Origin of the sequence: Phormidium yuhuli AB48, assembly GCF_023983615.1 — a bacterium.
GTDB classification, from domain to species: Bacteria; Cyanobacteriota; Cyanobacteriia; order Cyanobacteriales; family Geitlerinemataceae; genus Sodalinema; species Sodalinema yuhuli.
Window position 1 is genome coordinate 1932798 of record NZ_CP098611.1, and the last position, 24894, is coordinate 1957691.

Sequence of the window (24894 nt, forward strand, 5' to 3'; positions counted from 1 at the left end):
AAAAAAAATCCCCCATTTGGGGGGCGAGGATATTAGAGGCAAGGGCGAGTTAAGGTTCGTTTGCCTAACGTTTGCATTTTAAAAAAGTTCTGAGTTAAAGTCGGAGGTTAACGCGGGAGTCTTAAAGTTTTGGATGTTTTAGGTTGGTTTAACCCAAGCCTGGTTCTATTAAGGGAAGGTTAAATTTGATATTGGGTACAATTGGCTGATATTAGTCTAAAATCTTGAGCCAACCTCGACGAACCGCATGAAAGATACGGTTTAATACATCTTCATCCTCAGAACTCAGGCTGTTGCTCAAGACAACAGATTTGAGAGTTTGGCGCTCAGCGCGGGTCAGATGGCCCAAATTCCAAACCCGGGCGAACATTTCATCAAGGGGAATTGGCTGGCTAAAGGTCTGGGTCGTCATCATCAGGAAAAATCACCTCAGTTCGATAATCTTAGTATCACCTTTAGATTTCAGTTTCACAGCGATCGGCTTCAAGTTTCTATACGATCGCTAACACGAAAATATGTGATAAGCATCACATATGCTCTGTTTCCCCCCTATCTGGCAGCATTTAGGGTCCCCATCGCCATAGCTGTTCCCGCACGGCCAGAAGGATATCTTGCCATTCTCCCCGCTGAGACTGACGGAAGATACGGACATTGGGATACCAGGGACTGCGATCGCCCTCCAACCCCCAACGCCAATCGGGAACCTTCGCCAGCAACACCCAAGCCGCCTTCCCTAGGGCCCCCGCCAGGTGAATGACAGCGGTATCAACACTAATCACCAGATCCAGTTCTGCAATGAGAGCCGCTGTATCCCAAAAGTCCCGAATTTGTGGGGCCAGGTCAATGATGCGCTCCTCTGCCGCTAGAGCTGCCTGTTCCTCGGGGCGGACTGGGGTTTGGAGGCTATAGAACTGAATGTTCGGCAGGTCGAACCAGGTTTGAAACGCGGCAAAGGAACAGGAGCGATCGCCATCTTTGCGATGGGTGGGACTCCCCGACCAGACTAACCCCACCTTAGCCCCTGGCTGTTTGGGCGGCGGTAAGGGGGGACGACAATGGGGACTCAGATAGAGATAGGGAACCTGAGTGGGTATGGTTGTTGGAGTCGTCTGTCGTAAATGGGGCAGACTCATCAGTAAGGCGTGAGCATCCCAGGGGGGGATGGGATCTTCGAGAGCGAAGAGGCGATCGTACCCCGGAAGTCCTTGAAACAAACGCAACAGAGGCGATCGACAGCGTAACCAGACTCGAACTCCCTCAGCGGCTAATTGCGGCACATAGCGGACAAACTGGATGGCATCGCCGAAGCCTTGTTCTGCCAGTAACAACAGGGTTTTACCCCCTAAGGGTTCCCCCTGCCAGATTAAGTCTCCCTGAGGGAAGCTAGCGGCTAAGTCTCGCCGGGAAGGACGGGCCTCATAATCGGCAAATCCCTGCTGAAAATCTCCCTGGAGTAAGCGAATTAGGGATAGGGTACTGCGGGCCTCATGCCAATCGGGAACCTGTTGTAAGACGGTCTCAAAACAGGCGATCGCCCCCTCCAACTCTCCCAAATCCCAATAGACATAGCCTAAGTTAAACCACCATTGAGATGCCTCTGGATTGAGGGCCAACGCTTGACAGTAGGCACTCTGGGACTCCTCCAGGCGATCGAGTTGTTGCCAGGTGCGCCCCAAATTGGCATAGCCCGTGGCGCAATGGGGATGATGCTGTAGTAGCTCCTGATAATGGGCGATCGCGTCTGACCACTTCTCCTGCTTAAAGGCAATCCCCCCGAGCAAATTCAACACATCCAGACGCTGAGGCTGTTGAACTAACAGAGTCTCACAGAGGGCGATCGCGCGATCGTACTCCTGGGCTTCATAGCAGCCTAACGCCGTCTCAAACTCCATCACAGGTCATTCTCATTACCAGGTCAAAGGGCGCTGTCACCGACAGGCAAGCCACTCCCGCAGAAAAATTTAGCATTCTTTATATGATCGCCTCAAACCCATGATCCCCAATCCCAATCACCGGACTATCAGACGGCTGACAAGCTTTCAGCTCCCTATCACCTCTCAAATCTTCAGTTTTGTTTTTGTCACTATTTATAAATAAACCAACGTATAAACCTTTAAAAAAATCCTTAAAACCGCCTAAGGGGGGCTGACGTGCATCTTTCGATTCCTGGAAAATCTTAAATTCTTATAAAGACGTTAGAGACCTTAACTTAAATGTTGCAACCCTTTTAATCTCCAAACACATCCCCCATAATGCAAACAACAAGGAAGACGGGCGATCGCATCGCCAAGACAACTCGACCCCAGAGGCGATCGCCCGTCCCCCAGTCAGAACTAAAGGAGAAAATCGGGTGAGATTAGCAGTATACGGAAAAGGCGGCATTGGTAAATCCACCACCAGTTGCAACATCTCAGTTGCCCTGGCCCGTCGCGGTAAAAAAGTCCTGCAAATTGGCTGTGACCCCAAACACGACAGTACCTTCACCCTAACGGGCTACCTCATTCCCACCATCATCGATACCCTCCAAGAAAAAGACTTCCATTACGAAGACATCTGGCCCGAAGACGTGATCTACAAAGGCTACGGCGGTGTCGATTGCGTGGAAGCCGGCGGTCCCCCAGCCGGAGCGGGTTGTGGTGGATACGTCGTCGGAGAAACCGTCAAACTTCTCAAAGAACTCAACGCCTTTGACGAATATGACGTAATTCTCTTCGACGTTCTCGGCGACGTCGTCTGTGGTGGCTTTGCAGCGCCGCTGAACTATGCTGACTACGCCCTCATCGTCACCGACAACGGCTTTGATGCCCTCTTTGCCGCCAATCGCATCGCCGCCTCCGTGCGGGAAAAAGCACGAACCCATCCCCTGCGCCTAGCCGGCCTCATTGGTAATCGCACCTCCAAACGGGATCTCATCGACAAATACATCGAAACCGTCCCCATGCCCGTCTTGGAAGTCTTACCCCTAATCGAAGATATCCGCGTCTCTCGCGTCAAAGGGAAAACCCTCTTTGAGATGGCCGAAACCGAGGCCGTCCTCAACTATGTCTGTGACTACTACCTCAACATTGCCGATCAGATTCTGGCACTTCCCGAGGGAGTTGTGCCCAAAGATGCTGCTGATCGGGATCTGTTTGCCTTACTCTCAGACTTCTACCTCAATCCTCAACAACCCCCGGCTACCGTCGACGCCGAACCTGACTTAATGATGGTCTAAGGCCAAAGTCTTGCCGTCCAGATTAAGAACATCAGCCATCGGTGTCAGTAGCCGTCCAAGTCCCAGTCCCCATGACAAGAAATGTCAACGACTATTACAGCTTGCCGTGATGAAGCACCAGAGTTGTCAGCTAGCCTAGTATGATTCAGTACAGGCTAATGCCTAATGCCGTTTCAAGACGGAGTACCTTCGACTGAGGCGGATAAACTAGAAATGAACAACGCAGCAACTCCGGGGATAAATAAAAACCATGGCATTTTTCGATAGCTTTACAAGCGCCCTCAAAGAGAAGTGGTTGGAGTATTACCAAGCCAACCGCGAATGGCTGAACTTGCACATGCAGGTCGCTGCCGTCAAAACCCCCGATGGAGGTCGTCGTCCTCCGTCCTACTTCATCATCGGTTCCCTCAATGGAATTGAACCGAAGCTGGCCCAACTGATGTTGCCCTTTTCTCGACTCAATCCCGATCCCGATACTCTCATCGAAGTGATGGGATTGAACTTTGACCCTGACATTGCCCTAGGGTTAGATCCCGAAACCGAGATTCCCAGCCCCGAGCCGGCCCCCGAGTCTGATGCGATCGCCCAGGAGACTGAAGACGACCCTTTTGGTGAGTCGGAAACTGGGGACTTCACGGCCGCTGGTGTGGCCGTGGGCAGCCTAGTTTCCGACGAACCCCAACCCCCTGCCCCTGAAGATATCTCCGAACCCGTGGCTGAAGCGGAACCGGAGGTGGATATCATCTCAGACGAGATCCCCGATGTCACAGAAGACGAAGCCTTTGCCGGCATCGACGAAACTGAGGACGAGGATTTGAGTATCCTTGAGACTGTGGAAGAGGCTCCTGAAGCCAGCATGATTGACGATGAGGCTCCCGAGGCCGAGCTTTTAGCTCAAGAGGAAGATCCTAGTGTTCTCGACGATGCCTCAGATGCCTATAGCGATCTCGAAGAGGATGCCGAAGAACTTGATCCCTTCGCTGGACTTTCTGAAGAACCGACGGATCTAGAGCTGCCGGTCGAAGAGAGCAGTGATGATGGCGGTGACGTGGATTTGTCAGCATTTACTGATAATGAGTCTCCCGCTGACGAGATTAGTGATGACATGGATCTCGATGCCTTTGGCGGTGGGGATGAATCCCCCATTGACGATGGCACTGATGACATGGATCTTGGGGCCTTTGGAAGCGACGATGACCTGTCGGACGATGAGGAAGACATGGACCTGTCCGCCTTTGCCGATGATGGGTCAGACAATGAGGAAGACATGGACTTGTCCGCCTTTGCCGATGATGATGAGTCGGACGATGAAGAGGACATGAACTTGTCCGCCTTTGCCGATGATGCATCAGACGATGAGGAGGATACGGACTTGTCCGCCTTTGCCGATGATGGGTCAGACGATGAAGAGGACATGGACTTATCCGCCTTCGGGGATGACCTTTCTAACGATAACGATGATGGAGACGACGGACTCGATCTCGCTGCCTTTGGAGGCGATGATGACCTGTCGGACGATGGGGAAGACATGGACTTGTCCGCCTTCGGGGATGATACTTCTGACAATGATGACAATGGAGACGACGGACTCGATCTCGCTGCGTTCGGTGGGGAAGATGAGTCATCGGATGATGATAACGGGTTCGATCTCGCCGCCTTTGGAGACGATGATGACGACTCGGGCTTAGGGGATCTCGGCGATGATGATGAGCTCGATGAGGCAGCGTTTGGGGCATTGATGGAAGATGACGACGATGAGGAAGATCCCGAGATCTCCAATTTGTTGTCAGACCTTGAATAACACCACTGACCACCCCTGATATTAGGAGAACTGTTCCATGACTGTTGCTGCACAACCCAATGCACAACCCAATGCACTCAATTTTGAGTGTGAAACGGGGAACTATCACACCTTTTGCCCCATTAGCTGTGTGGCATGGCTGTATCAGAAAATTGAAGATAGCTTCTTTCTGGTTATTGGCACTAAAACCTGTGGCTATTTCTTGCAAAATGCCATGGGGGTGATGATTTTTGCAGAACCCCGATATGCCATGGCGGAACTTGAAGAGGGGGATGTATCGGCTCAGCTGAATGATTACGAAGAGTTGAAACGGTTGTGCCAACAAATTAAGCGCGATCGCAACCCTAGTGTCATTGTTTGGATTGGCACCTGCACCACAGAAATCATCAAGATGGACTTGGAAGGGTTAGCCCCCAAACTCGAAGCTGAAATCGGCATTCCCATCGTGACCGCTCGGGCCAATGGGTTGGACTATGCCTTCACCCAAGGGGAAGACACCGTCTTGGCAGCCATGGCACAACGCTGTCCCAGTCAGCGGGTGGAGTCAGAAAAAACGGAACGCAATGCCATCAAGCGTCTACTCGATTTCGGTCGCAAGGCAGAGGAGGAAGAAACCGCCACTACTGAGTATGTTGACCATCCTCCTCTGACCTTGTTCGGTTCTCTCCCAGACCCGGTTGTGACTCAACTGAGTCTGGAACTGAAAAAACAGGGAATTCAAGTTTCGGGAATGCTACCGGCTAAACGCTACACCGAACTGCCGCCGCTAGTTGAGGGGGATTATGTTTGCGGGGTTAATCCCTTCCTCAGTCGCACAGCAACAACGTTGATGCGTCGTCGCAAGTGTAAACTCATCGGGGCCCCGTTCCCCATTGGTCCCGATGGAACTCGGGCCTGGGTTGAGAAGATTTGTTCCGTATTTGGCATTGAACCGAAGGGCCTAGAGGAACGAGAGCAAATGATTTGGCAGAGTGTCGAGGAGTATGTGGCACTGTTGCGGGGTAAATCGGTCTTCTTTATGGGAGATAACTTACTAGAAATCTCCTTAGCCCGCTTTTTAACCCGTTGCGGCATGACGGTTCAGGAAATTGGCATTCCCTATATGGATAAACGCTATCAAAAGGCGGAACTGGATTTCTTGGCCAAAACCTGTGATGAGATGGGTGTTCCCTATCCCAGGATTGTTGAGAAGCCCGATAACTACAATCAACTGCAACGGATTAAGGAGTTGAATCCTGATCTGGTCATTACGGGAATGGCTCATGCGAACCCCTTAGAGGCTCGTGGTATTAGCACTAAATGGTCAGTTGAGTTTACCTTTGCCCAAATTCACGGCTTTGCCAACACTCGCGATTTATTAGAGTTAGCCACCCGTCCCCTACGTCGTAATGACAATCTCAAACACTTAGGCTGGGAGACGTTAGTCCAAGAAGACGCCCAGGTTTAAGGCTACTGTGAGACGGTAACTCGCCAACCCGTTGAGCGAGTCCATCTCCCCAAGGGCGATCCCAAACGGGGTCGTCCTCTTTCCTATTGCCTATTGCCTTCCCCTATTGCCTATTGCCTATTGCCTATTGCCTTCTTTAAAACCAGTTGCGATCGCTCAATTTTTGGTTTATATTAAGTATCTTAGAAGCCCAACTTCAAGACTCAGAAAATGGGCACTTTGCGATCGCACCCTCAGCGCAGCCTGAGCGCAATGTGAAATCAATTTCGTGTGTACTTGTCAATAAACTTTAAAAAAAATTAACTCAACATGGCACAGGATCGCAACCGAACGGCTGTAATCACGGGCGCATCTTCCGGCGTCGGACTCTATACCGCCAAAGCTCTCACGTCTCGGGATGATTGGCATGTGGTCATGGCCTGTCGCAATCTCGAAAAAGCCGAAGCCGCCGCCAAAGAGGTGGGACTTCCAGAGGGAAGTTATACCATCATGCACATTGACCTCGGCTCTCTGGCCAGTGTGCGTCAGTTTGTGACCAATTTCCGCAGTCTCAACCGTCCTCTGGATGCGTTGGTCTGCAATGGGGCGATTTATATGCCTTTAATCAAAGAACCCCTGCGATCGCCCGAAGGCTATGAACTGACCATGACCACCAATCACCTCGGTCATTTCCTCCTCTGCAATGTGATGATTGAGGACATGAAGCGATCGACCTATGAAGACCGGCGCATGGTCATCCTAGGAACCGTCACCCATAACCCAGACGAACTCGGCGGGAAGATTCCCCCCCGTCCCGACTTGGGTAACTTTGAGGGCTTTGAAAAAGGTTTCAAAGATCCCGTCACCATGGCTGATGGCAAAGCCTTTGAACCGGTGAAAGCCTATAAAGACAGCAAAGTCTGTAACGTGCTAACCATGCGGGAACTGCACCGGCGCTATCACGAAGAAACGGGGATTACCTTTACCTCCCTCTATCCCGGTTGTGTCGCCGACACTCCCCTCTTCCGTAATCACTATCCCCTCTTTCAAAAAATCTTCCCCATCTTCCAAAAATACATCACCAAAGGCTATGTTTCCCAGGAACTCTCCGGGGAACGAGTCGCAGCGGTGGTGGCTGACCCCGAATATCGCCAATCTGGGGCCTATTGGAGTTGGGGGAACCGCCAGAAAAAAGACCGCAAATCCTTTGTTCAGAAAGTTTCTCCCCAAGCACGAGATGATGAACGAGGTGAGCGGATGTGGGATTTAAGCATGAAACTGGTGGGACTCGCCTAGGCTGACTTGACTGTCCACGCCTGAAATTTAAAGAACCGAGGCCAGGAGTTTGGCCTCGGTTTTGTCATCGCGCGATCGCCCTGAGACTATTCTTCTTCGTTTTTGCCCTTACCGTTACTCCCCACCGAGGACTCCACTGGACTCTTATCATCGCCCTTATCTTGGGACGTCCCATTTTTACCCACACTATTAGAAGAAACCATCGCCCCCATGGCTAGTTCTTGACGGACTTTTTCCTCAATGGTGGCGGCGAACTCGGGGTTATCCTTGAGATATTGCACCGAATTATCTCGGCCCTGACCGATATTATCTCCGTCATAGCTATACCAAGCCCCCCGGCGCTTAATCACCCCAGTTTCCTCGGCTAAGTCCAGTAAGCAGCCAACTTGGGAAATTCCCTGACCAAAGAGAATATCAAATTCAGCAATCCGGAACGGCGGTGCAATTTTGTTTTTAGCCACCTTGACTTTAGCCCGAATCCCATATTCATCAGAGCCTTTTTTCAGGGTTTGGATACGACGGATATCGAGGCGCACGGAACAGTAGAACTTGAGCGCATTTCCCCCAGTCGTGGTTTCGGGACTCCCGTAACTAATGCCGATTTTTTGCCGTAACTGGTTCAGGAAAATGACCGTACAGCCCGATTTGCCGATATTACCGGTAATTTTTCGCAGGGCCTGACTCATCAGTCGCGCCTGTAGGCCCACATGGATATCTCCCATATCCCCTTCAATTTCCGCGCGGGGAACTAGGGCCGCGACGGAGTCAACCACCACCAAATCCACGGCGACGGAACGCACCAGTTGGTCAACAATTTCCAGTCCCATCTCCCCGGTGTCCGGTTGGGAGACCAAGAGATTCTCAATATCCACCCCCAAGGCCGCCGCATAGGTGGGGTCTAGGGCGTGTTCCGCATCCACGAAGGCGGCAATTCCCCCAGCTTTTTGCGTTTCGGCGATCGCATGAAGGGCGACGGTGGTTTTACCGGAACTCTCGGGGCCATAGATTTCAATCACACGTCCTTTCGGGAGTCCACCGCCGAGGGCTAAGTCCAGGGTTAAGGCGCCGCTGGGAATGGTCTCAACGCGCATCCGCGCTGAATCGCCTAACCGTAGAATCGCTCCTTTACCAAAGGACCGTTCAATCTGGTTTAGCACCATGTCTAAAGCTTTCTGCTTTTCGGAGTTCTGAGTAATCGGGGTCGCCATACTTGCCTCAATGTTCGATGAATGGACTGATTGACCGGCTTGTGGGCCGGGGAGGAACCGCCAACGGGGACGGTTACAGGGCAGAACCTGTAGCGTTGCTGGAGAACGACACGATATTAAAAGCTGATCTAAAAATCTGGATCTTCTGGGTTTGCAGCAGATACATCATTCTAGTACAGAATCCCTCTCGGGACAGTTCCGGGACTGGGGGAACTGACGCTGAGGGGGAAAAGCGGTTAAACTGGAGGCTTGACGATGACCGCTGTTGCCCTCCCAACTTAGATGATGCAAGCTGTTGAGTTCCCGATTCCTGAAGGAAGTATCACCGTTGCTGGGTTGACGGATTATGTACAATCGCTGTTGGAGGACAATCCCCAGTTGCGGCCCGTGTGGGTGGTGGGGGAGGTTTCGAGTTGTAAGTCCCATGGGTCGGGGTTGTTTTTTACCCTGCGCGATCGCCAGGATGGTTCACTCCTCCATGGGGTGATCTGGAAAAGTCAGGTGGCGAAGTTGGCCACACCCCCGAAGTTGGGGGAGTTAGTGGTGGTGGGGGGGAACATTCGCCTATTTCGGGGTCGGGGTCAGTATCAACTCTATGGGTTTCAGGTTTTGCCCCTCGGTGCGGGGATGCAGGCCTTGCAGTATCAACAATTGCGTGAGCGTCTCACGGCTGAGGGATTGTTTGACCCCAGACGCAAGCGATCGCTCCCTGAACATCCTCAAACCATTGCGGTGGTCACCTCTCCTCAAGCGGCGGCCTGGGGGGATATTCAAAGTACCTTACGCCAGCGTTACCCGGGGCTTCAGGTGCTGTTGTCTCCCACGGGGGTTCAGGGCGATCGCGCGGCGGCGAGTATTGAGCGGGCCCTGGCGCGGGTGGCGGCGGATGGCCGGGCTGAGTTGGTGATTCTCGCCCGGGGTGGGGGGTCGGCGGAGGATTTAGCGGTGTTTAATGATGAACGGGTGGTGCGGGCCGTGGCCCTCTGTCCCTATCCCGTGATTACCGGAATTGGGCATCAACGGGATGAATCTCTGGCGGACTTAGCCGCTGATGTGGCGGCGGAAACTCCCACGGCGGCGGCGAAACGGGCGGTTCCTGAACTAGAGCGTCTCATCCAGGCCCATCGCGATCGCCAGCAGCGTTTAGAAGAAGTGATGATGACCTATTTCGGGGGAGTGCGATCGCATCTCCATCAGCTCCGTCAGCGCCTGGATATCGCCCCAATTCAGCGCCAACTGAACCGAGAACAGCAACAGCTTCAGAATCTCAAACAGCGGCTGATTCATGCCAGTCAGCAACGGTTACAGCAGGCCCAACAACGCCATCAATTTCTCCAAGAACGTCTTACCACCATCAACCCGCAAATCGTCTTAGATCGGGGTTACGCCGTCGTCCGCAATCCTCGGGGGGAGATTATCCGTTCCGCCGAGGAACTGCGACCTGGACGAGTCTTATCCGTGAAACTGGCCCAAGGATGGGTTAAGGTAAAAATCACCTCCACCGGCAGCGAGGGCCCCGCGCCCTTCAGCCAATCCTAATCGCCGGCTCTTTCCCATTCTCTAATCTCCCGTCAATATCCCATGACTGACTCTTGGAACTACGAAGCCACCGTCGAAGAAATCGAGCGCATCATCCAGAATATCGAATCTGGACAACTCAATTTAGACGATGTCTTCACTAAATTTACTGTCGCCGCTGAACATCTCCAAGACTGTGAGCAATTCCTCGGGCAAAAGCAGCAGCAGCTTGACGTATTACTTGAAACCCTGAGTGACTCATAAGGGAGTATGTTTACGGATAACGTCTATCCCCAACAGTTAACCTACGGGTCGCACCCCCAGCTTGGTAAGATTGAGGTTGTGACGTATCCCGTTTCTTCTCCGTTATATCAACAATCGTTAACCCTGCGAGACCAGGTTTTACGACAACCATTAGGGTTATCAATTTGGACAGAAAATCTAGAGGATGAAGTCCATCAAGGTCATTTTGGCATTATACCATCTTCAGTCCAACTTGCCCCATTGCTAGCTTGTGTTGTCATTGTGCCCAAAACTCAAGAACGGGTGAAACTACGACAAATGGCGGTGGTTCCTGAACTGCAAAAACAGGGACTAGGATGCTTTTTAATCCGAGAAGTTGAAGACTATTTAAGGCAATATCACATCAAAACAATCAATTTAGCAGCCAGAGTGTCAGCCCTTGAATTTTACCAAAAACTCGGGTATCAGTCTATCAGCGGTGAGTTTCTAGAAGTTGGCATTCCTCACCAATATTTAGAAAAAAAACTCAGGAGTAGGAGTGAGTTATGCTCCTAGGGCAACGGATGTAATCTGCCATCACTTCTCCTTAGTCACCCTGAACCCAGAAGACCCCCATTTAACCCCAATCAACAGCGGAGAACCCGAGTGTCTCCAAGACACCGGGTTTCTGGTCTCTTTAACAGCATCAGAGCGTTTGCCGGTAATATATGGAGAAGTCATCAAAAAACCAACAAAAAGGAGAGGTAATCGTGACCCAATTAGTTGAATTTCAAGTCGAGGGCGATCGCACCATTCTCATTGAAGTCGAAGACGTGACCGGCGGGCCAGTTACCGCCCCAGCCGCCAAGGCCGGAGAATTTGCCATCAAAGCCCAGAAAACATTTGAAGAAGCCATCGATGACATTGTCCCCCTAGCGGCTGCCATTGAGAAAAAATTTAGCGGGCTAACCACCCCCGCCAACGACGTCGAAGTTAAATTTGGTGTTAAAATCCAAGGCCAACTGAGTGCCGTCGTAACTCAGATTGGTGCCGAGGCAAACTTTGAAGTGACCTTGAAATGGAAGCGTTAACCCCCCAGTCCGAGGGTTTCCAAGCCTTTAAGCGATCGCTCGCCCGAATCTTCCACAGCAATGGAACCGTCGTCGGGGCAGGATTCGCGATCGCCCCAGGATATCTCATCACCTGCGCTCACGTCGTGACAGCCGCTCTAAACCTACCGGCCGACAGCCAAGACTCACCACAGCAGCCTATCGAGTTAGAATTCCTCCTGGCGGCTCAAGGAGAACGGGTAACGGGCCAAGTGGTGGCCTGGTTACCCTACAAAGTAGCCATCGACGCCCCCTCACTGGCAAACCCCGCCGATATCGCGATTCTCAAACTCGATCGCACCCCAGAGACCCTAACCCCAGTCACCGTCGGGGAGGGGGCCTGGGGACATCAGTTCCGCATTTTAGGTTTCCCAACAGGCGTTCCCGTGGGAATCTGGGCCTCAGGGGTGCTGCGAGAGCAAATGGGGAACGGCTGGGTGTCGATTGAAGATATTAAAGCGCAGGGTCGCAGCATTGAACAGGGGTTTAGTGGCGCCCCCGTCTGGGATGAAACCCTGGAAGCTGTCGTCGGGATGGTGGTTCAGGCTGAACGTCCCCAAAAGAATCAACCCAACTCCAAGGTGGCGTTCATGCTACCCGTGAGCCAACTGCGAACGGTTTGGTCTCGTATTCCGGGAATTGACATAAGGATTGACTCTGGAGTAGGAGCGTCCCCGACTCCCCCATCTAATCCGAGGCTCAGAGGCTTGCAGGCGCGGCTTAAGGATGTCAGTGAGGAGATTGCGATTGGAGAGGCGCAACTTGCGGCAACGAATGATGACGTTAGCCGAATTCGATTAGAGAGACAGCTCGAAATTTTATACGACAGGTACAACAAGATTGAACAGCAAATCAAGAATTTGAGAGTAATTTGAGAGGATGAGTCGCAGACTTAAAGGATTACGACAACGCTTGATAACTCTCGATGAAGAAATCGAGATTGCAGAAGCAGAACTTTCGACTATCAATGATGACGTTAACTATAAGCGTAAAGAAAGGGCCCTTAACACTCTCTATTCTCGATATGATACACTTGAGGCAGAGATTCAAGAACTAGAGCTTAAGTCCTCAAAAAAACGTAGCGATTCCAAAATAATAACATTCAAAAAAGGATTTCAGGGCAATTTTATTTCTATAGATTACTGTCAATCTAAACAGTATTTTGGGCGAATTTCAAATCAAGTCCAACAATCAGGAGGGGCGGCTGCATTTTTCTTGAACGAAGCCTATCGCCTTCGGGGAGATATTCTCGCCCAGCATATCGAAGATACTCTCAGCACTCAATGTCAGGATATTCAAAGTTTTCCCATTGAATTTGCTCCCGGTGAACCTAAAAATCAAGAGGTGCTACTGTCCAAGATTTTGGGATATTTAGGTGAGTCAGAACCGGCAACCCCTGAACAGGTGATCGCCCAAATCTGTCAATCGTTACAAATTGGCAGTATTCGGGTATTTAAGATTTATAATTGGGACGAACTTCAAGACCCTTATCATGTTTTGAAGTGGTTTTTAGACAGCTTCTGGTTACCGTTAATTGACCGCTGCCAAAGCCATTGTCAGATAGAGAAACTGGTCAAGGTTCAACTGTTTGCACTCATCATCTGTCAATCCAATGATCCAGACATTCTAAAACAGCCCTATTACGCTGAACACGACACTTACAATCCTTGTCAGGTTAGCCGCGAAACATCCCTCGTTCACTTACCTCTATCCTGCTGGACTGAAACAGAAATAAAAGACTGGATGTGTCGTTTTCCGCCGCCGAAATATACCCGAAACTTCCCGGCAATTCAAGATTTAGCCAGGCGTTTTTATCGAACAACAGAGGGGGTTCCAGTTAACGTAGTAGAGTTGATTCTGAAAGAATATGAAAACATGGAGGCTGGATAATGTCCTTAAACCAGTATCACTTTGACGGAAATCCTGCTCGCAGACCCCAAAACCCCCATCCCGACTCACCGAGCAAATTAGAGCCTTACGTGGCAGCAGATGACCTGAAAACCGCCGTCAACTTAGCCATTTATCTGCGGCGACCACTCCTGCTCGAAGGCGAGGCCGGCTGCGGTAAAACCCGACTGGCGGTTGCGGTGGCTTATGAACTCGGGTTGCCGTTTTATCGCTGGGATATCCGCTCGACAACGAAGGCCAAAGAAGGACTCTACGAATACGATGCCATTTTACGGCTTCACGACGTGCAAATTTGCGATAAAACCCAGAAACTGCCAGAAGACGGACATCGCGATCCGCAAAAGCCAGGAGACTACATTGAGTTAGGGGCCATTGGCAAAGCCTTTAACGCCGATCGCCCAGCCGTCCTCCTCATCGATGAAATTGATAAAGCCGAACTCGATTTTCCCAACGACCTCCTGGCCGTCTTAGATGAGCCTTGGTCCTTTGAAATTCGGGAAACAGGACAGGTGGGCGATCGCGCCGTTCGAGCCAAACACAAGCCCATTGTCATCGTCACCAGCAACAAAGAAAAAGGCAACCTCCCCGCCCCCTTCCTACGACGTTGTCTCTACTACTATCTCAAATTCCCTCAAGAGCGCCTGCCCGAAATTGTTGCCGCTCACTATCAGCCCCAAGCCGGCAACTCCCAGGACGAGGGCGACGCCGTTGCGCCCCCCCCCGAGCCACTGGTTGACCGCGCCATTGACCTATTCCTCCAGGTCCGGGAACAGGGACTCGTTAAACCCCCAGGAACCAGTGAATTTCTCGACTGGCTGCGGGCCTTAGCCGGTTTCCAAACACAGCCCTTCCCCGTTGACCAACTGAGCCTAGAAACCTTGCCCTATCGGGAACTGTTGCTGAAATTACGACAAGATTGGCAACAGGAGTTTGTCACCGCCGAGGAAACAGGATGAGACAGCGTCAAGCTCACGAACTCATCGAAGCCTTGTTTCGGCGCGTCCGCCAGCGGTTTGACCTGGGGATGGAGGAGTATTTGGTCGCTCTGCGGACCTTGGAAGGGGGTTGGGGACGTGGAGATGAGGCAGAACTCCAGGAAGTGCTACAACTGCTGTGGTGTAAATCGGACATTGATCGCGCCCACCTGCAAACCGAGTGGGAGTCGGTGTGGGATAGTATCCGCAACGGGCGATCGCAACCTGCCCCGGCCCTCCCCGTTGAGGAAGCATCACCCCCCCCGACGGATATCTCCTCACCCCCCCCACCACCGTCCCAGACCTCCCAACCGGACCGGCCACCTCAGCCAGACCCCACAGCCGCCGAACTTGCCCCCTATCCCCTGAAAGCGCCCCCGCCTGACCTCCCCGCTCCCCCCGACGAGCTGACCTTCCTAGACTCCGACTATCCCATTACCCGGCGATCGATGTCCTATGCTTGGCGTTACCTGCGGCGGGACGTGCCAACGGGTCCGGCAACCCTGCTGGACGTGGCGGCGACGGTGGACAGTGCGGCGCGACAGGGGTTTTTCCTCGCCCCCGTCTATCAGCGCCAGCGGGAAAACCAGGCGCAATTACTGCTGTTGGTCGATCGCAATGGGTCGATGATGCCCTTCCATCACTTCACCCGGGACTTAGTCGAAACCGCCCGCTACGAAAGCGCCCTCAATCCGGAGCGGGTTCATGTGTTCTATTTCCACAACATCCCAGCAGCCTCCGTCTATGACAACCCCTATCTCACCCGTCCTGTCCCACTGCGGCAGATTCTTAGCCGTTGCGACGCCAACACCGCTCTCCTCATCGTCAGCGATGCCGGGGCCGCCCGAGGCTACCGTGAGCGGACGCGGGTTCGTGCTACGGTGCAAGTTTTACAGGACATCCGCCACTATACCAACGCCCTGGCCTGGCTCAACCCCATGCCCAGTTCCCGTTGGTCGAAAACCTCTGCTGGCATCCTGCGTCATCTCGTCCCCATGTTTCCCATGACCCCGGAGGGACTGAGCGAGGCCATTGATACTGTACGCTGTCAGTTGGGAGGTTAACGACGATGTCTGCAACCGCTGCATCTGCTGAATTAGAACGGGCTAGTCGCGCCATTGATTACTTCGTCGGGGAGTTTCAGCCCTCCTATCGCCTGTTGGCTCAGCACATGGCACTCCCGTTAGTGCTGACCCCAGAACTGGTCAACTTCATTCGCAACCGCTTCCTGCGTGCCGAGGGGGTGCCTTGGGTCGCGGAAGTGGATTTGTTGCTCTCGGACCTCTGCCGTCCGGCGGGCTTTGAGTTATATATGATGTCTAGTGCTGTGCGATCGCGCTTGCTGGGGCAACTGGAACAGGATGAGCGGTTCGGACGGCAGCGGCTTGAGGCCATTGCCCGCAGTCTGATGACCTACAATCACTATCTCAGTCGTACTAACGGTTTATCTGCACCCTTGCTTCAGGCGCAACAGTGGGCGGCGATGGTTTATCTCCAACCCCAACGGGAGGCGGCAGTGGGCGAGATTGCCGCCGAGTTTGCTCGCCACGGAGCCGCTGCGCCGGAGATTGGCCCGTTCCCCCCCATTCAGCCCGCTGAACTGGCAAGATTAGCCCAAATTGTGCAGGAACTAGCTCCGGAATTGCAAGAGTATCGGGATTTGCTGGAGTACGCCCGGCTGATAACCCAGGTGGGAGCGCAACCCCAGGCGATTCCTGTGGAGGACTGGCAGAAGACGTACCAGGTTCTCGATACAGAGTTACACTTGCCCGCTGAACTCCTGCCGGGTGGAGTTGGGATAGAAGCATCTTGGCTTCAGGGGTTGCAGCCTTTTGAGTTTGAGACGGGGACTGTGGAGTTTGTCGAGACGTTAGAGGAGCCAGCAGAGAACGATGGGGTGGTTCTTGAGTCGTTTGAGTTCGAGACGGCACAGATTAGCCGGGGGGCGGCTGGCGGCTGGGACATCGAGCGCCGTCGCGGCTCGGCACAGCAGTTTGTTGAAAAGTTGGGCGACGGCACGGGTTTAGCAATGGTATTTGTACCAGGGGGTAAGTTCATGATGGGGTCTCCTGATGACGAACCGGGGAATAACGACGACGAAAAGCCCCAGCATGAGGTGGAGGTGTCGCCGTTTTATTTGGGGAAATATCCCGTGACCCAGGCTCAGTGGCGAGCGGTGGCGGCGCTGCCCCAGGTGGAACGTGCCTTAAAACCAGAGCCTTCCCATTTCAAAGGGGCGAACCGACCAGTAGAGCGGGTATCGTGGCACGACGCAGTGGAATTTTGTCGGCGACTCTCGCGACATAGCGGGCGAGACTATCGACTGCCGAGTGAAGCGGAATGGGAATACGCCTGTCGTGCGGGGACGACGACACCCTTTTACTTTGGTGATGCCCTGAGTAGTGAGTTGGCGAATTACAATGGCAATGCGACTTATGGGGAGGGACCCGAAGGAGAGTATCGAGAGGAAACTAAAGATGTTGGCAGCTTTCCGGCAAACGGATTTGGATTTTACGACATGCACGGCAACGTTTGGGAGTGGTGCGCGGACGATTGGCACGACAATTACGACGGAGCGCCAAATGACGGCAGCGCCTGGGTTGATGAGAATCCTACAAAAATCAAGAGAGTGCTGCGTGGCGGTGCCTGGTATGTCAATCCCAAGAACTGTCGCTCTGCCATCCGCGTTGATTTTTCGCCCGTCAGCGCCATCGACGTCATCGGGTTTCGGGTTGTGTGTGCGGCATCCATCGCGTAACGTAACCGAAGGAGGTAGACTCTTTTCTAGCCCTTTGTCCTCTTAACTCCGTTGCCTGTCAGGTTTTTGTCTAAGGGCCAATTGAAAACCTCGGCGGGTTCGCTTAGTAGGCATTTCCCGAAACGCGAGCCAGCCCAACCCAAACTAATCCTGCCAAGTCTTGAGCCAATGTCCGAGCGAGCCGTCTCACCTCCCGGAAACCTCGTCATCCGTCGCCAGCGGCGGGTAGGGCGCGACTGGCGTGAACCTCTGGGAAACGGCGCCGACTTGGAGATGGTGCTGATTCCGGGGGGCGAGTTCTGGATGGGGTCTTCCGAAAATGAGTTAGACCACCGAATGAACGAAAGCCCCCGCCACCGCGTCAGGGTTCCGATCTTCCTAATAGGAAAATACCCCGTGACCCAGGCTCAGTGGCGAACAGTGGCGGCATTACCCCAGGTGGAACGAGCCTTAAAGCCAGACCCTTCGAGGTTTAAAGGAGCGAACCGACCGGTCGAGAGCGTATCGTGGGACGACGCGGTGGAATTTTGTCGGCGACTCTCGCAACACAGCGGCCGAGACTACCGACTGCCGAGTGAAGCAGAATGGGAATACGCCTGTCGTGCGGGAACGTCAACCCCCTTCCACTTCGGTGAGACGATAACAACCGAGTTGGCAAATTACCGGGGAACAGATGACAAGGATTTAGATTGGTCGGGGTCTTACGGACGGGGTCCGAAAGGAAAGTACCGAAAGCAAACGACGGAGGTGGGAAGCTTTCTCGCCAATGGCTTTGGACTCTACGATATGCACGGCAACGTTTGGGAGTGGTGCGCGGATGATTGGCACGACAATTACAACGGAGCGCCAGATGACAGCAGCCCCTGGATTGATGAAAATCGTACAGAAGCCCCCAAAGTACTGCGTGGCGGCTCCTGGTTGGATGTTCCGGGGTACTGTCGCTCTGCTGTCCGCGTCGACTATTCCCCCACCATCGCCTTCGCCTACAGAGGGTTTCGGGTTGCGTGCGCGGCGTCCATCGCGTAGCGTCTCCGAAGGAGATGGACTCTTTCTTAGCCCTTTGTCCTTTTCCCCTCTTGCCCTTTAGGTTCTCGCTTAACGGCGAGTTGAATTTTTGTTCATACCACGTTTCGATAGGCTTCCTATACATCACATCCACGATCGCTCAGTGACCATTGTTCGCCCCTACAGCCTGGCACGAAGGTCTATTGAGCCGAACCGGCGAAAATGGGTGAGTTGCCGCCCAGAAACGGCCGGGTATCCACTCCTGGCAATCCCCCAGCCTCTCCTCCCCAGGAGCATCCGGCGCTGACTCTGGTCTCCCAAAAAAAATCGCCCCACCCCTTGACATTTGCAAAACTTGGGGCTAGGCTAGTAAAGGTGTTGAGTCAAAGACTCACACCGAAAGCGAATACGCCCCCATCGTCTAGAGGCCTAGGACACCTCCCTTTCACGGAGGCGACGGGGATTCGAATTCCCCTGGGGGTATTCCCAACCAAAAAGCGATCGCCCCACCCCGGCGGTCGGTTTTTGGTCGTCTAATCCTCCCCCAACACCTCAGCCTCAGAGCGCACCTGATAAATCTTCGCCGGCTTCTGTCGCCCCTTCAACAGCACATTCCCCAACAGTTCAACGGGAAACTGCCCCTGAACATAATGATGAGTCGACTCACTCACCAAAATTCGACAGAGTCCCCCCTCCACCGACTTATCAAAACTCTCCAAGCGCGCCGCCACATTCACACTGTCACCAATAATCGTGTAATCCTCCCGCTGGGAACTGCCCAAACTGCCCACCACCACCGGGCCCGTGGCAATTCCCACCCGCATGGCAATAATCGGCTGGCCCTGCTCCTGCCAACGAGCATTCAACTGGCGCAACCTCTCCGCCATATCCAACGCACAGCGGACCGCCGCGATCGCATCCGCCGCAATCTCATCCTCCCGTTCCCGTAACAACGGCACCCCAAACACCGCCATCACCGAATCCCCAATAAACTTATCAATCGCCCCCTCATGGCGTAACACCACCTCCGCCATCCCCTCCATATACTCATTGAGCCAACCCATCAGCGGTTCGGCATCAATCTGTTCCGCTAAGGTACTGAAATTCTTAATATCCGTAAATAACACCGTGGCCGTAGCCCGTCGGCCCGGTAACCGCCCCTCCCGGACCAGTTCATGACGCTGTCGCCAAATTTCCTCCGCCACCGTCGAGGTCACATGACGACCAAATAAGTGCATCATCAGAGCGCGGTCCTCCCGTTCCAAACGAGCCACATAACTCGTCATCACGATCGCCCCAGCCCCCAGGCCCAACATCGGAACGATCGCCGGAATCCACCACCCCCACAAAAAAGCCCCATAGCCCAACCCCGCCAGGACAATCCAGCCTGCCAACATCACCAACAGCCCCCCAGCACTCTGACGCCAACGCCAATAGAAAACCGCCGCCCCCGAGGTCCAAGCCACAATCCAGAGCATCTCCCACAGAGACGGCCAAACTCGAATCAAGGGGCGATCGTCCAGGGCCGCACTGATTACCTGACTGGTGAGATGAGCCTGAAACTCCACCCCACTCATGCGATCGGGCCCCTCCAACAATCCCCCCCAGAGATTCTGACTATAGGGAGTGTAAAAGAAATCATTTAAACTCGGCGCCAGCGGACCAATCAAGACCAGGCGATCGCGGAGTCGTTCAGGACTGACCTCCCCATCCAACACCTCAGCCATCGAGACCATCTCAAAGGACCCCGGTCCCCCCCGGAAGTTCAGCAAAATCTGATAGCCCCCCGCATCAGCCCGCACATAGCCCCCATCATTGGCCTCAAAGGGATAAAACACCCGCCGCCCCAATTGCAAATACTCAGGATGAGTCTGGGCCTCGGGGTCAAACTCCCTCTCCTGCTGTAAATAGAGCCAAGCCAAAAGAAAGCCTAAACTGGGGCGAGAATTGCCCTCCTCATCCGTCAAAAACAACAAAGCTCGTCGCAAGCGGCCATCCCCATCCACCGGGACATCATTCACCCCCACCAGTCCCCGCTCCGCTAAAACCGGTGGCGGACCAATCCTTCCCCCCTGTTGGTCCGGGACCTGTTTCTCAATGCCAATAATACGGTCTGAGGTTTCAAACAGCTCAACCAGGCGCTCATGTCCGGGTTCAACGGGGAGATTGCGGTAAAAGTCTAAACCAATGGCCCGAGGGTCTGCGTCCTCCAAGGTTTCCAAAAGGGTGGCTAAGGTCTCATCATTAAACGGTGACCCCCAGCGTTCCAAATCCGCTTCCGTGACCCCAACAATGAGAATCCGCTCATCTCGGGGACTCTCGGGACGCAGTAGAAATAAGCGATCATAGGCCGCCCATTCCAGAGGTTGTAACAGGCCTAACCCCCGCAATAGCAGTAACATCACGGCAACACCGGGCCCAGCCATGAGAATCCCTTGCCATTGAGACCAGTACGGCTGGACTTGCTTACGGAGATTGACCCAAACCATCAAGGATTTTTGGAAACGCCCCCCTAATTCTAGATCGTTGCCTAGGACTTAAGATAAATTGGCTAGAATTTGAGGAAGTCCCTCTGACGGTTTGACCTGCATCAGATAGAAGTGGGACTCTAAGCATGGGCCCCCCAGGTTTTGAGAGTTTGAGAACGTAGGAGAAGAACGGGTGAATATCCTAGAACTATTTGAGAAAGGCGGGATTGCCATGATTCCGCTGCTGGTGTTGTCGGTGTTGTCCATCGCCACCATTTTTGAGCGACTGTGGTTTTGGGCCCGCGTCCTCCCCAAAGAGCGCGCGTTAGTGAATCGGGTCTTGGAGACGGCCGAGCAAGATTGGGACTTGGCGGCCGAAATTGCCCGTCAGGGGCGATCGAGTCCCATTGCTCGCTTTCTCTATGCTCCCCTCCAACTTGAAAACCCCGACCCGGAGTTATTTCAATTAGCCTTAGAAGCCTCCGCTGATGAAGAGTTAGCCAATATGCGGCGGGGAGACAAGATTTTAGAGGGCGTGATTGCGATCGCCCCCCTACTCGGCTTGCTCGGAACCGTGTTAGGTCTGATTGAATCCCTCGGCTCCATCCGCATCGGCGATTTAGGAACCACCGCCACGGAGGGCGTCACTCAGGGGATTGGCGAATCCCTCATTAGCACCGCCACCGGCTTAATTGTCGCCATCATTAGCCTCAGCTTCTACCGTGTCTTTCAAGGCTTTGTCGTCAACCAAGCCAAGGTCTTTCGCAAAAGTGGTAACGCCCTAGAACTGTGCTATCGCCAGTTTTGGTCCCAACGCCAACGCCCGCCTCAGGACAAAGAAACCCAGACCGCCAAGGATGAACCGACCCCCAAGACTGATGATTTAGACTTAAAACCGGCAACCGTCGCCGACCACCACAACTCCGACTCATCCAAAGCTGACGACGGTGCAGCCGAGACCCCCCCCAACGAGCAGACCAACTCCAACAACTAGCCCCTCAGACTCCACTTTCAGTTTTATGAAACTCAAACACATGGACGCCGCTCAGGACAACGCCCATATCGAGATTCTGCCCTTGATGGATGTCATCTTTTGTATTTTGACATTTTTCATCCTTGGGGCAGTGGGATTGACCCGTCAGCAGGCGATCGAGCAAAGTTTACCCCAGGCCAGCACCGGTCAACAGCAGATGCGGGAAATGTTCCGAGTCAGCATTGACCCCATTGGCCGTATTTTTGTCGATCGCGACCCCGTGACGATGGACGAACTCCCCGATCGCCTACAGGCCTATCAAGCGGAAAATCCCGAAGGCTTAGTGGTCGTTTTCGGCCATCCCATGGCTCAATACAACAATGTGATTCAGGTTCTCGACCTGTTGCGCTCCATCGGGGGCGATCGCGTCTCCCTAGGCGTCAACCCCAGTCAGGAATCCCCCCTAGAGCGTAACCCCCGACAAAACCCCTTCGGCGACGCCCCCATCTCCCCCGAACCCATCCCCGAGGAGTCGCCCCTAGAGTCCCCCCTCAACCCCGGCTTACCCCGTTTTGAAATTCCCCCCGATGGGAGTCAGCCGGGGATGGAACCCGAACTAGAATTTGACTCCTTCGACTCCCCGGGAGACCCTTAAACAGACCCTGACCCCTTAAACCGCCTCCCCATGCTCTCGATACCAGGCGATGGTTTGTCGTAAGCCATCTCGGAAGCTGGTTTGGGCCACAAAACCAAATCGTTCCTTAGCCCGTTGCGTATCCAAACAGCGGCGGGGTTGACCATTGGGTTTATCGGTTTCCCAGACAATCTCCCCCTGAAACTCCATCAACTCACAAATGGTTTCCACCAAATCGCGGATGGAAATCTCCTCATGGGTTCCCAAATTCACCGGGTCGGGGTCATCATACTCCTGGGTGGCCATAACAATGCCCCGGGCCGCATCCGTGGAATAGAGAAATTCCCGCGTCGGGGACCCATCCCCCCAGACGGGAAGTTTCGTCTCGCTCCGTTGTTGGGCCTCATGCACCTTGCGAATCAGGGCCGGAATCACATGAGAACTGTTGGGATTAAAGTTATCTTCCGGGCCATAGAGATTCACCGGTAGCAGATACACCCCATTAAAACCATATTGCTGGCGATAGGCTTGCAGTTGCACTAACAAGGCTTTTTTGGCAATCCCATAGGGGGCGTTCGTTTCTTCGGGATAGCCATTCCAGAGGTCATCCTCCCGGAAGGGAACCGGGGTAAATTTGGGATAGGCGCAAATCGTACCCACACAGACAAACTTCTCCACCTCCGCTTCATAGGCGGCGTGAATCAGTTGAGTGCCCATCATTAAGTTGTCGTAGAACAACTCCGCCGGTTTTTCCCGGTTTAGGCCAATGCCCCCCACATGAGCCGCCAGGTGGATAATAATATCCTGACCTTGGACCACCTCCTGACACTGTTGGAGTTGTCGCAAATCGCGATCGCGCGATCGCGGCACCGAAATCTTATCCTCCGTCGCCCCGGCGGCCAACAACTGGGCAATCACCTGACGGCCGAGAAATCCGGCCCCACCGGTGACCACAATGCGTTTGTCTGCTAACGATAAACCGGCCATAACCTCTTCCTGTATCAATTTCAGTGCCTTTTACTCACGCCATCCACCCCGGACCGGCCAAGCTACTCGCCCAGCCGCCTTCGTGCTTCGGCTAGTCCACCGTATTCGTCGCCTCCTGACGAATAAAGGCGCGATCGCTGGGACTTTCACCATTCGCCTGTTTCGAGGGTAATCCCAACGCCGCTAAATCCGCCTCAACCATCAAAGCCACCAACTCACTAAAACTCACCGAGGGAGTCCAGCCCAGTTTTTCCTGCGCCTTGGAACAATCCCCAATCAGTAAATCCACCTCCGCCGGGCGCAGATAGCGAGGATCAAACTCCACATAATCATGCCAATCGAGGCCCACATAGCCGAAGGACAAATCCAGAAACTCACGAATTGAATGGGTTTCATTGGTAGCAACGACATAATCATCGGGTTCATCTTGCTGAAGCATCAGCCACATCGCCCGCACATAATCCTTGGCATAGCCCCAATCCCGTTTGGAATCGAGATTGCCCAGAAACAGTTTTTTCTGCATTCCTCCCACAATCCGGGCCACCGCACGGGTAATCTTGCGGGTGACAAAGGTTTCCCCCCGTCGAGGCGACTCATGGTTAAAGAGAATGCCATTACAGGCAAACAAATCGTAAGACTCACGATAGTTCACCGTTTGCCAATGGGCGTACACCTTAGCGCAGGAATAGGGACTCCGGGGGTAAAACGGCGTGCTTTCCTTCTGGGGGACTTCTTGAACCTTGCCAAACATTTCCGAAGACCCCGCTTGATAGAAGCGAACCTGAATCCCCGTACGTTGTTGATAGTCTCGGATCGCTTCGAGGAGGCGTAGGGTTCCCATGGCCACCGTATCCACCGTATATTCCGGCGAGTCGAAGCTCACCCGCACATGGGACTGGGCCCCGAGGTTATAAATTTCATTGGGGCGAACTTCCTCTAGGATGCGCCGTAGGGTGGTGCCATCGGTGAGATCTCCATAATGGAGAAATAGCCGCGCCCCCTCACTATGAGGGTCCACATAGACATGGTCGATGCGGTCCGTATTGAAGGTGGACGTACGTCGGATAATCCCGTGAACTTCGTAGCCTTTCTCTAATAGCAGTTCACTGAGATAGGATCCGTCCTGTCCGGTAATCCCGGTAATTAATGCTCGTTTCAGTTCCGTCACAATTGTCTAATCCTTAATTCTAGGTCTTAGGGAAACTCCCTCATCCGTTGTAGCTCATCTTTTCCCAGTCTGTCCCTCCCTCAACAGGCCCTGAGCCGTCGCTGACTGAACTTGACATGACCGAGTCCTGCACCAGGAGTTAGTGGGTTGGGGTTACCACAGCACTGCCCAACCCAGAATGAGCGACGACAAGGTCGGAGATCTAAGGTTGACCCCCGACCCCAG

The 24894-nt window shown here is 53.5% G+C and carries 22 protein-coding genes and 1 tRNA gene; 17 read left to right on the top strand and 6 right to left on the bottom strand.

What is annotated here, in order from left to right:
- Window positions 1-211 precede the first annotated feature (211 nt).
- Both NEA10_RS08335 and NEA10_RS08340 read right to left on the bottom strand, forming a co-directional pair.
- The gene (locus NEA10_RS08335) at window positions 212-415 is read right to left on the bottom strand and encodes a hypothetical protein (protein ID WP_159788056.1); all 204 of its coding nucleotides are present in this window, start codon (window positions 413-415) and stop codon (window positions 212-214) included.
- Between the two features lie 148 nt (window positions 416-563).
- Window positions 564-1892: a tetratricopeptide repeat-containing glycosyltransferase family protein gene (locus NEA10_RS08340; protein WP_252665322.1), complete on the bottom strand. Its 1329-nt coding sequence runs from the start codon at window positions 1890-1892 to the stop codon at window positions 564-566.
- Window positions 1893-2350: 458 nt separating this feature from the next.
- On the opposite strand from NEA10_RS08340, the gene bchL reads away from it, so the two are divergent.
- From bchL to NEA10_RS08360, 4 genes are all read left to right on the top strand, one after another.
- Window positions 2351-3214 (top strand): ferredoxin:protochlorophyllide reductase (ATP-dependent) iron-sulfur ATP-binding protein, encoded by an 864-nt coding sequence (bchL, locus tag NEA10_RS08345; RefSeq protein ID WP_252664851.1) that lies wholly within the window; start codon window positions 2351-2353, stop codon window positions 3212-3214.
- Between the two features lie 250 nt (window positions 3215-3464).
- Entirely contained in the window at window positions 3465-5015 is a 1551-nt protein-coding gene (locus NEA10_RS08350; protein WP_252664852.1) for a DUF5331 domain-containing protein, read from the top strand.
- A gap of 37 nt (window positions 5016-5052) precedes the next feature.
- Window positions 5053-6462: a ferredoxin:protochlorophyllide reductase (ATP-dependent) subunit N gene (locus tag NEA10_RS08355; RefSeq protein ID WP_252664853.1), complete on the top strand. Its 1410-nt coding sequence runs from the start codon at window positions 5053-5055 to the stop codon at window positions 6460-6462.
- A 309-nt stretch (window positions 6463-6771) separates the two neighbouring features.
- Window positions 6772-7737: a protochlorophyllide reductase gene (locus NEA10_RS08360; protein WP_252664854.1), complete on the top strand. Its 966-nt coding sequence runs from the start codon at window positions 6772-6774 to the stop codon at window positions 7735-7737.
- Between the two features lie 86 nt (window positions 7738-7823).
- Here NEA10_RS08360 and recA read toward each other — a convergent pair whose 3' ends face one another.
- The gene (recA, locus tag NEA10_RS08365; protein WP_252664855.1) at window positions 7824-8945 is read right to left on the bottom strand and encodes a recombinase RecA; all 1122 of its coding nucleotides are present in this window, start codon (window positions 8943-8945) and stop codon (window positions 7824-7826) included.
- Window positions 8946-9227: 282 nt separating this feature from the next.
- Between recA and xseA the strand changes: the two genes are divergently transcribed.
- From xseA to NEA10_RS08420, 11 genes are all read left to right on the top strand, one after another.
- Window positions 9228-10484: an exodeoxyribonuclease VII large subunit gene (gene xseA / locus NEA10_RS08370; protein WP_252664858.1), complete on the top strand. Its 1257-nt coding sequence runs from the start codon at window positions 9228-9230 to the stop codon at window positions 10482-10484.
- Between the two features lie 42 nt (window positions 10485-10526).
- The gene (gene xseB / locus NEA10_RS08375; RefSeq protein WP_252664860.1) at window positions 10527-10727 is read left to right on the top strand and encodes an exodeoxyribonuclease VII small subunit; all 201 of its coding nucleotides are present in this window, start codon (window positions 10527-10529) and stop codon (window positions 10725-10727) included.
- Between the two features lie 6 nt (window positions 10728-10733).
- The gene (locus NEA10_RS08380) at window positions 10734-11261 is read left to right on the top strand and encodes a GNAT family N-acetyltransferase (protein WP_252664861.1); all 528 of its coding nucleotides are present in this window, start codon (window positions 10734-10736) and stop codon (window positions 11259-11261) included.
- Window positions 11262-11455: 194 nt separating this feature from the next.
- Window positions 11456-11776 carry a CU044_2847 family protein gene (locus tag NEA10_RS08385; protein ID WP_252664862.1) on the top strand — a complete coding sequence of 107 codons (321 nt, stop codon included), beginning with the start codon at window positions 11456-11458 and terminating at the stop codon, window positions 11774-11776.
- Window positions 11764-12669: a trypsin-like peptidase domain-containing protein gene (locus NEA10_RS08390; protein ID WP_252664863.1), complete on the top strand. Its 906-nt coding sequence runs from the start codon at window positions 11764-11766 to the stop codon at window positions 12667-12669. The genes NEA10_RS08385 and NEA10_RS08390 overlap by 13 nt, the downstream gene beginning before the upstream one ends.
- Window positions 12670-12673: 4 nt before the next feature.
- A complete protein-coding gene (locus NEA10_RS08395) occupies window positions 12674-13684 on the top strand; it encodes a hypothetical protein (protein ID WP_252664864.1) in 1011 nt (336 codons plus the stop codon).
- Window positions 13684-14658 (top strand): AAA family ATPase, encoded by a 975-nt coding sequence (locus tag NEA10_RS08400; RefSeq protein ID WP_252664865.1) that lies wholly within the window; start codon window positions 13684-13686, stop codon window positions 14656-14658. Before NEA10_RS08395 ends, NEA10_RS08400 begins: the two co-directional genes overlap by 1 nt.
- Complete coding sequence (locus NEA10_RS08405; RefSeq protein ID WP_252664866.1) at window positions 14655-15740, top strand: VWA containing CoxE family protein; 1086 nt, start codon at window positions 14655-14657, stop codon at window positions 15738-15740. The genes NEA10_RS08400 and NEA10_RS08405 overlap by 4 nt, the downstream gene beginning before the upstream one ends.
- A gap of 5 nt (window positions 15741-15745) precedes the next feature.
- Entirely contained in the window at window positions 15746-17434 is a 1689-nt protein-coding gene (locus NEA10_RS08410; protein WP_252664867.1) for a formylglycine-generating enzyme family protein, read from the top strand.
- 168 nt (window positions 17435-17602) lie between these two features.
- Window positions 17603-18460, top strand: a complete 858-nt coding sequence (locus tag NEA10_RS08415) for a formylglycine-generating enzyme family protein (RefSeq protein ID WP_252664868.1) — start codon at window positions 17603-17605, stop codon at window positions 18458-18460.
- A 389-nt stretch (window positions 18461-18849) separates the two neighbouring features.
- Window positions 18850-18922 (top strand) — tRNA-Glu (locus NEA10_RS08420).
- A gap of 50 nt (window positions 18923-18972) precedes the next feature.
- Here the strand turns inward: NEA10_RS08420 and NEA10_RS08425 are convergent.
- The gene (locus tag NEA10_RS08425; RefSeq protein ID WP_252664869.1) at window positions 18973-20928 is read right to left on the bottom strand and encodes a CHASE2 domain-containing protein; all 1956 of its coding nucleotides are present in this window, start codon (window positions 20926-20928) and stop codon (window positions 18973-18975) included.
- Window positions 20929-21100: 172 nt separating this feature from the next.
- Here NEA10_RS08425 and NEA10_RS08430 point away from each other — a divergent pair, with 172 nt between their 5' ends.
- Both NEA10_RS08430 and NEA10_RS08435 read left to right on the top strand, forming a co-directional pair.
- Window positions 21101-21901: a MotA/TolQ/ExbB proton channel family protein gene (locus NEA10_RS08430; protein WP_252664870.1), complete on the top strand. Its 801-nt coding sequence runs from the start codon at window positions 21101-21103 to the stop codon at window positions 21899-21901.
- A gap of 25 nt (window positions 21902-21926) precedes the next feature.
- The gene (locus NEA10_RS08435; RefSeq protein WP_252664871.1) at window positions 21927-22535 is read left to right on the top strand and encodes an ExbD/TolR family protein; all 609 of its coding nucleotides are present in this window, start codon (window positions 21927-21929) and stop codon (window positions 22533-22535) included.
- A gap of 15 nt (window positions 22536-22550) precedes the next feature.
- On the opposite strand, the gene NEA10_RS08440 is transcribed toward NEA10_RS08435, so the two are convergent.
- Together NEA10_RS08440 and gmd are read right to left on the bottom strand one after the other, a co-directional pair.
- Window positions 22551-23501: a GDP-L-fucose synthase family protein gene (locus NEA10_RS08440; protein ID WP_252664872.1), complete on the bottom strand. Its 951-nt coding sequence runs from the start codon at window positions 23499-23501 to the stop codon at window positions 22551-22553.
- 91 nt (window positions 23502-23592) lie between these two features.
- Window positions 23593-24669 carry a GDP-mannose 4,6-dehydratase gene (gene gmd / locus NEA10_RS08445; protein ID WP_252664873.1) on the bottom strand — a complete coding sequence of 359 codons (1077 nt, stop codon included), beginning with the start codon at window positions 24667-24669 and terminating at the stop codon, window positions 23593-23595.
- Window positions 24670-24894 lie beyond the last annotated feature (225 nt).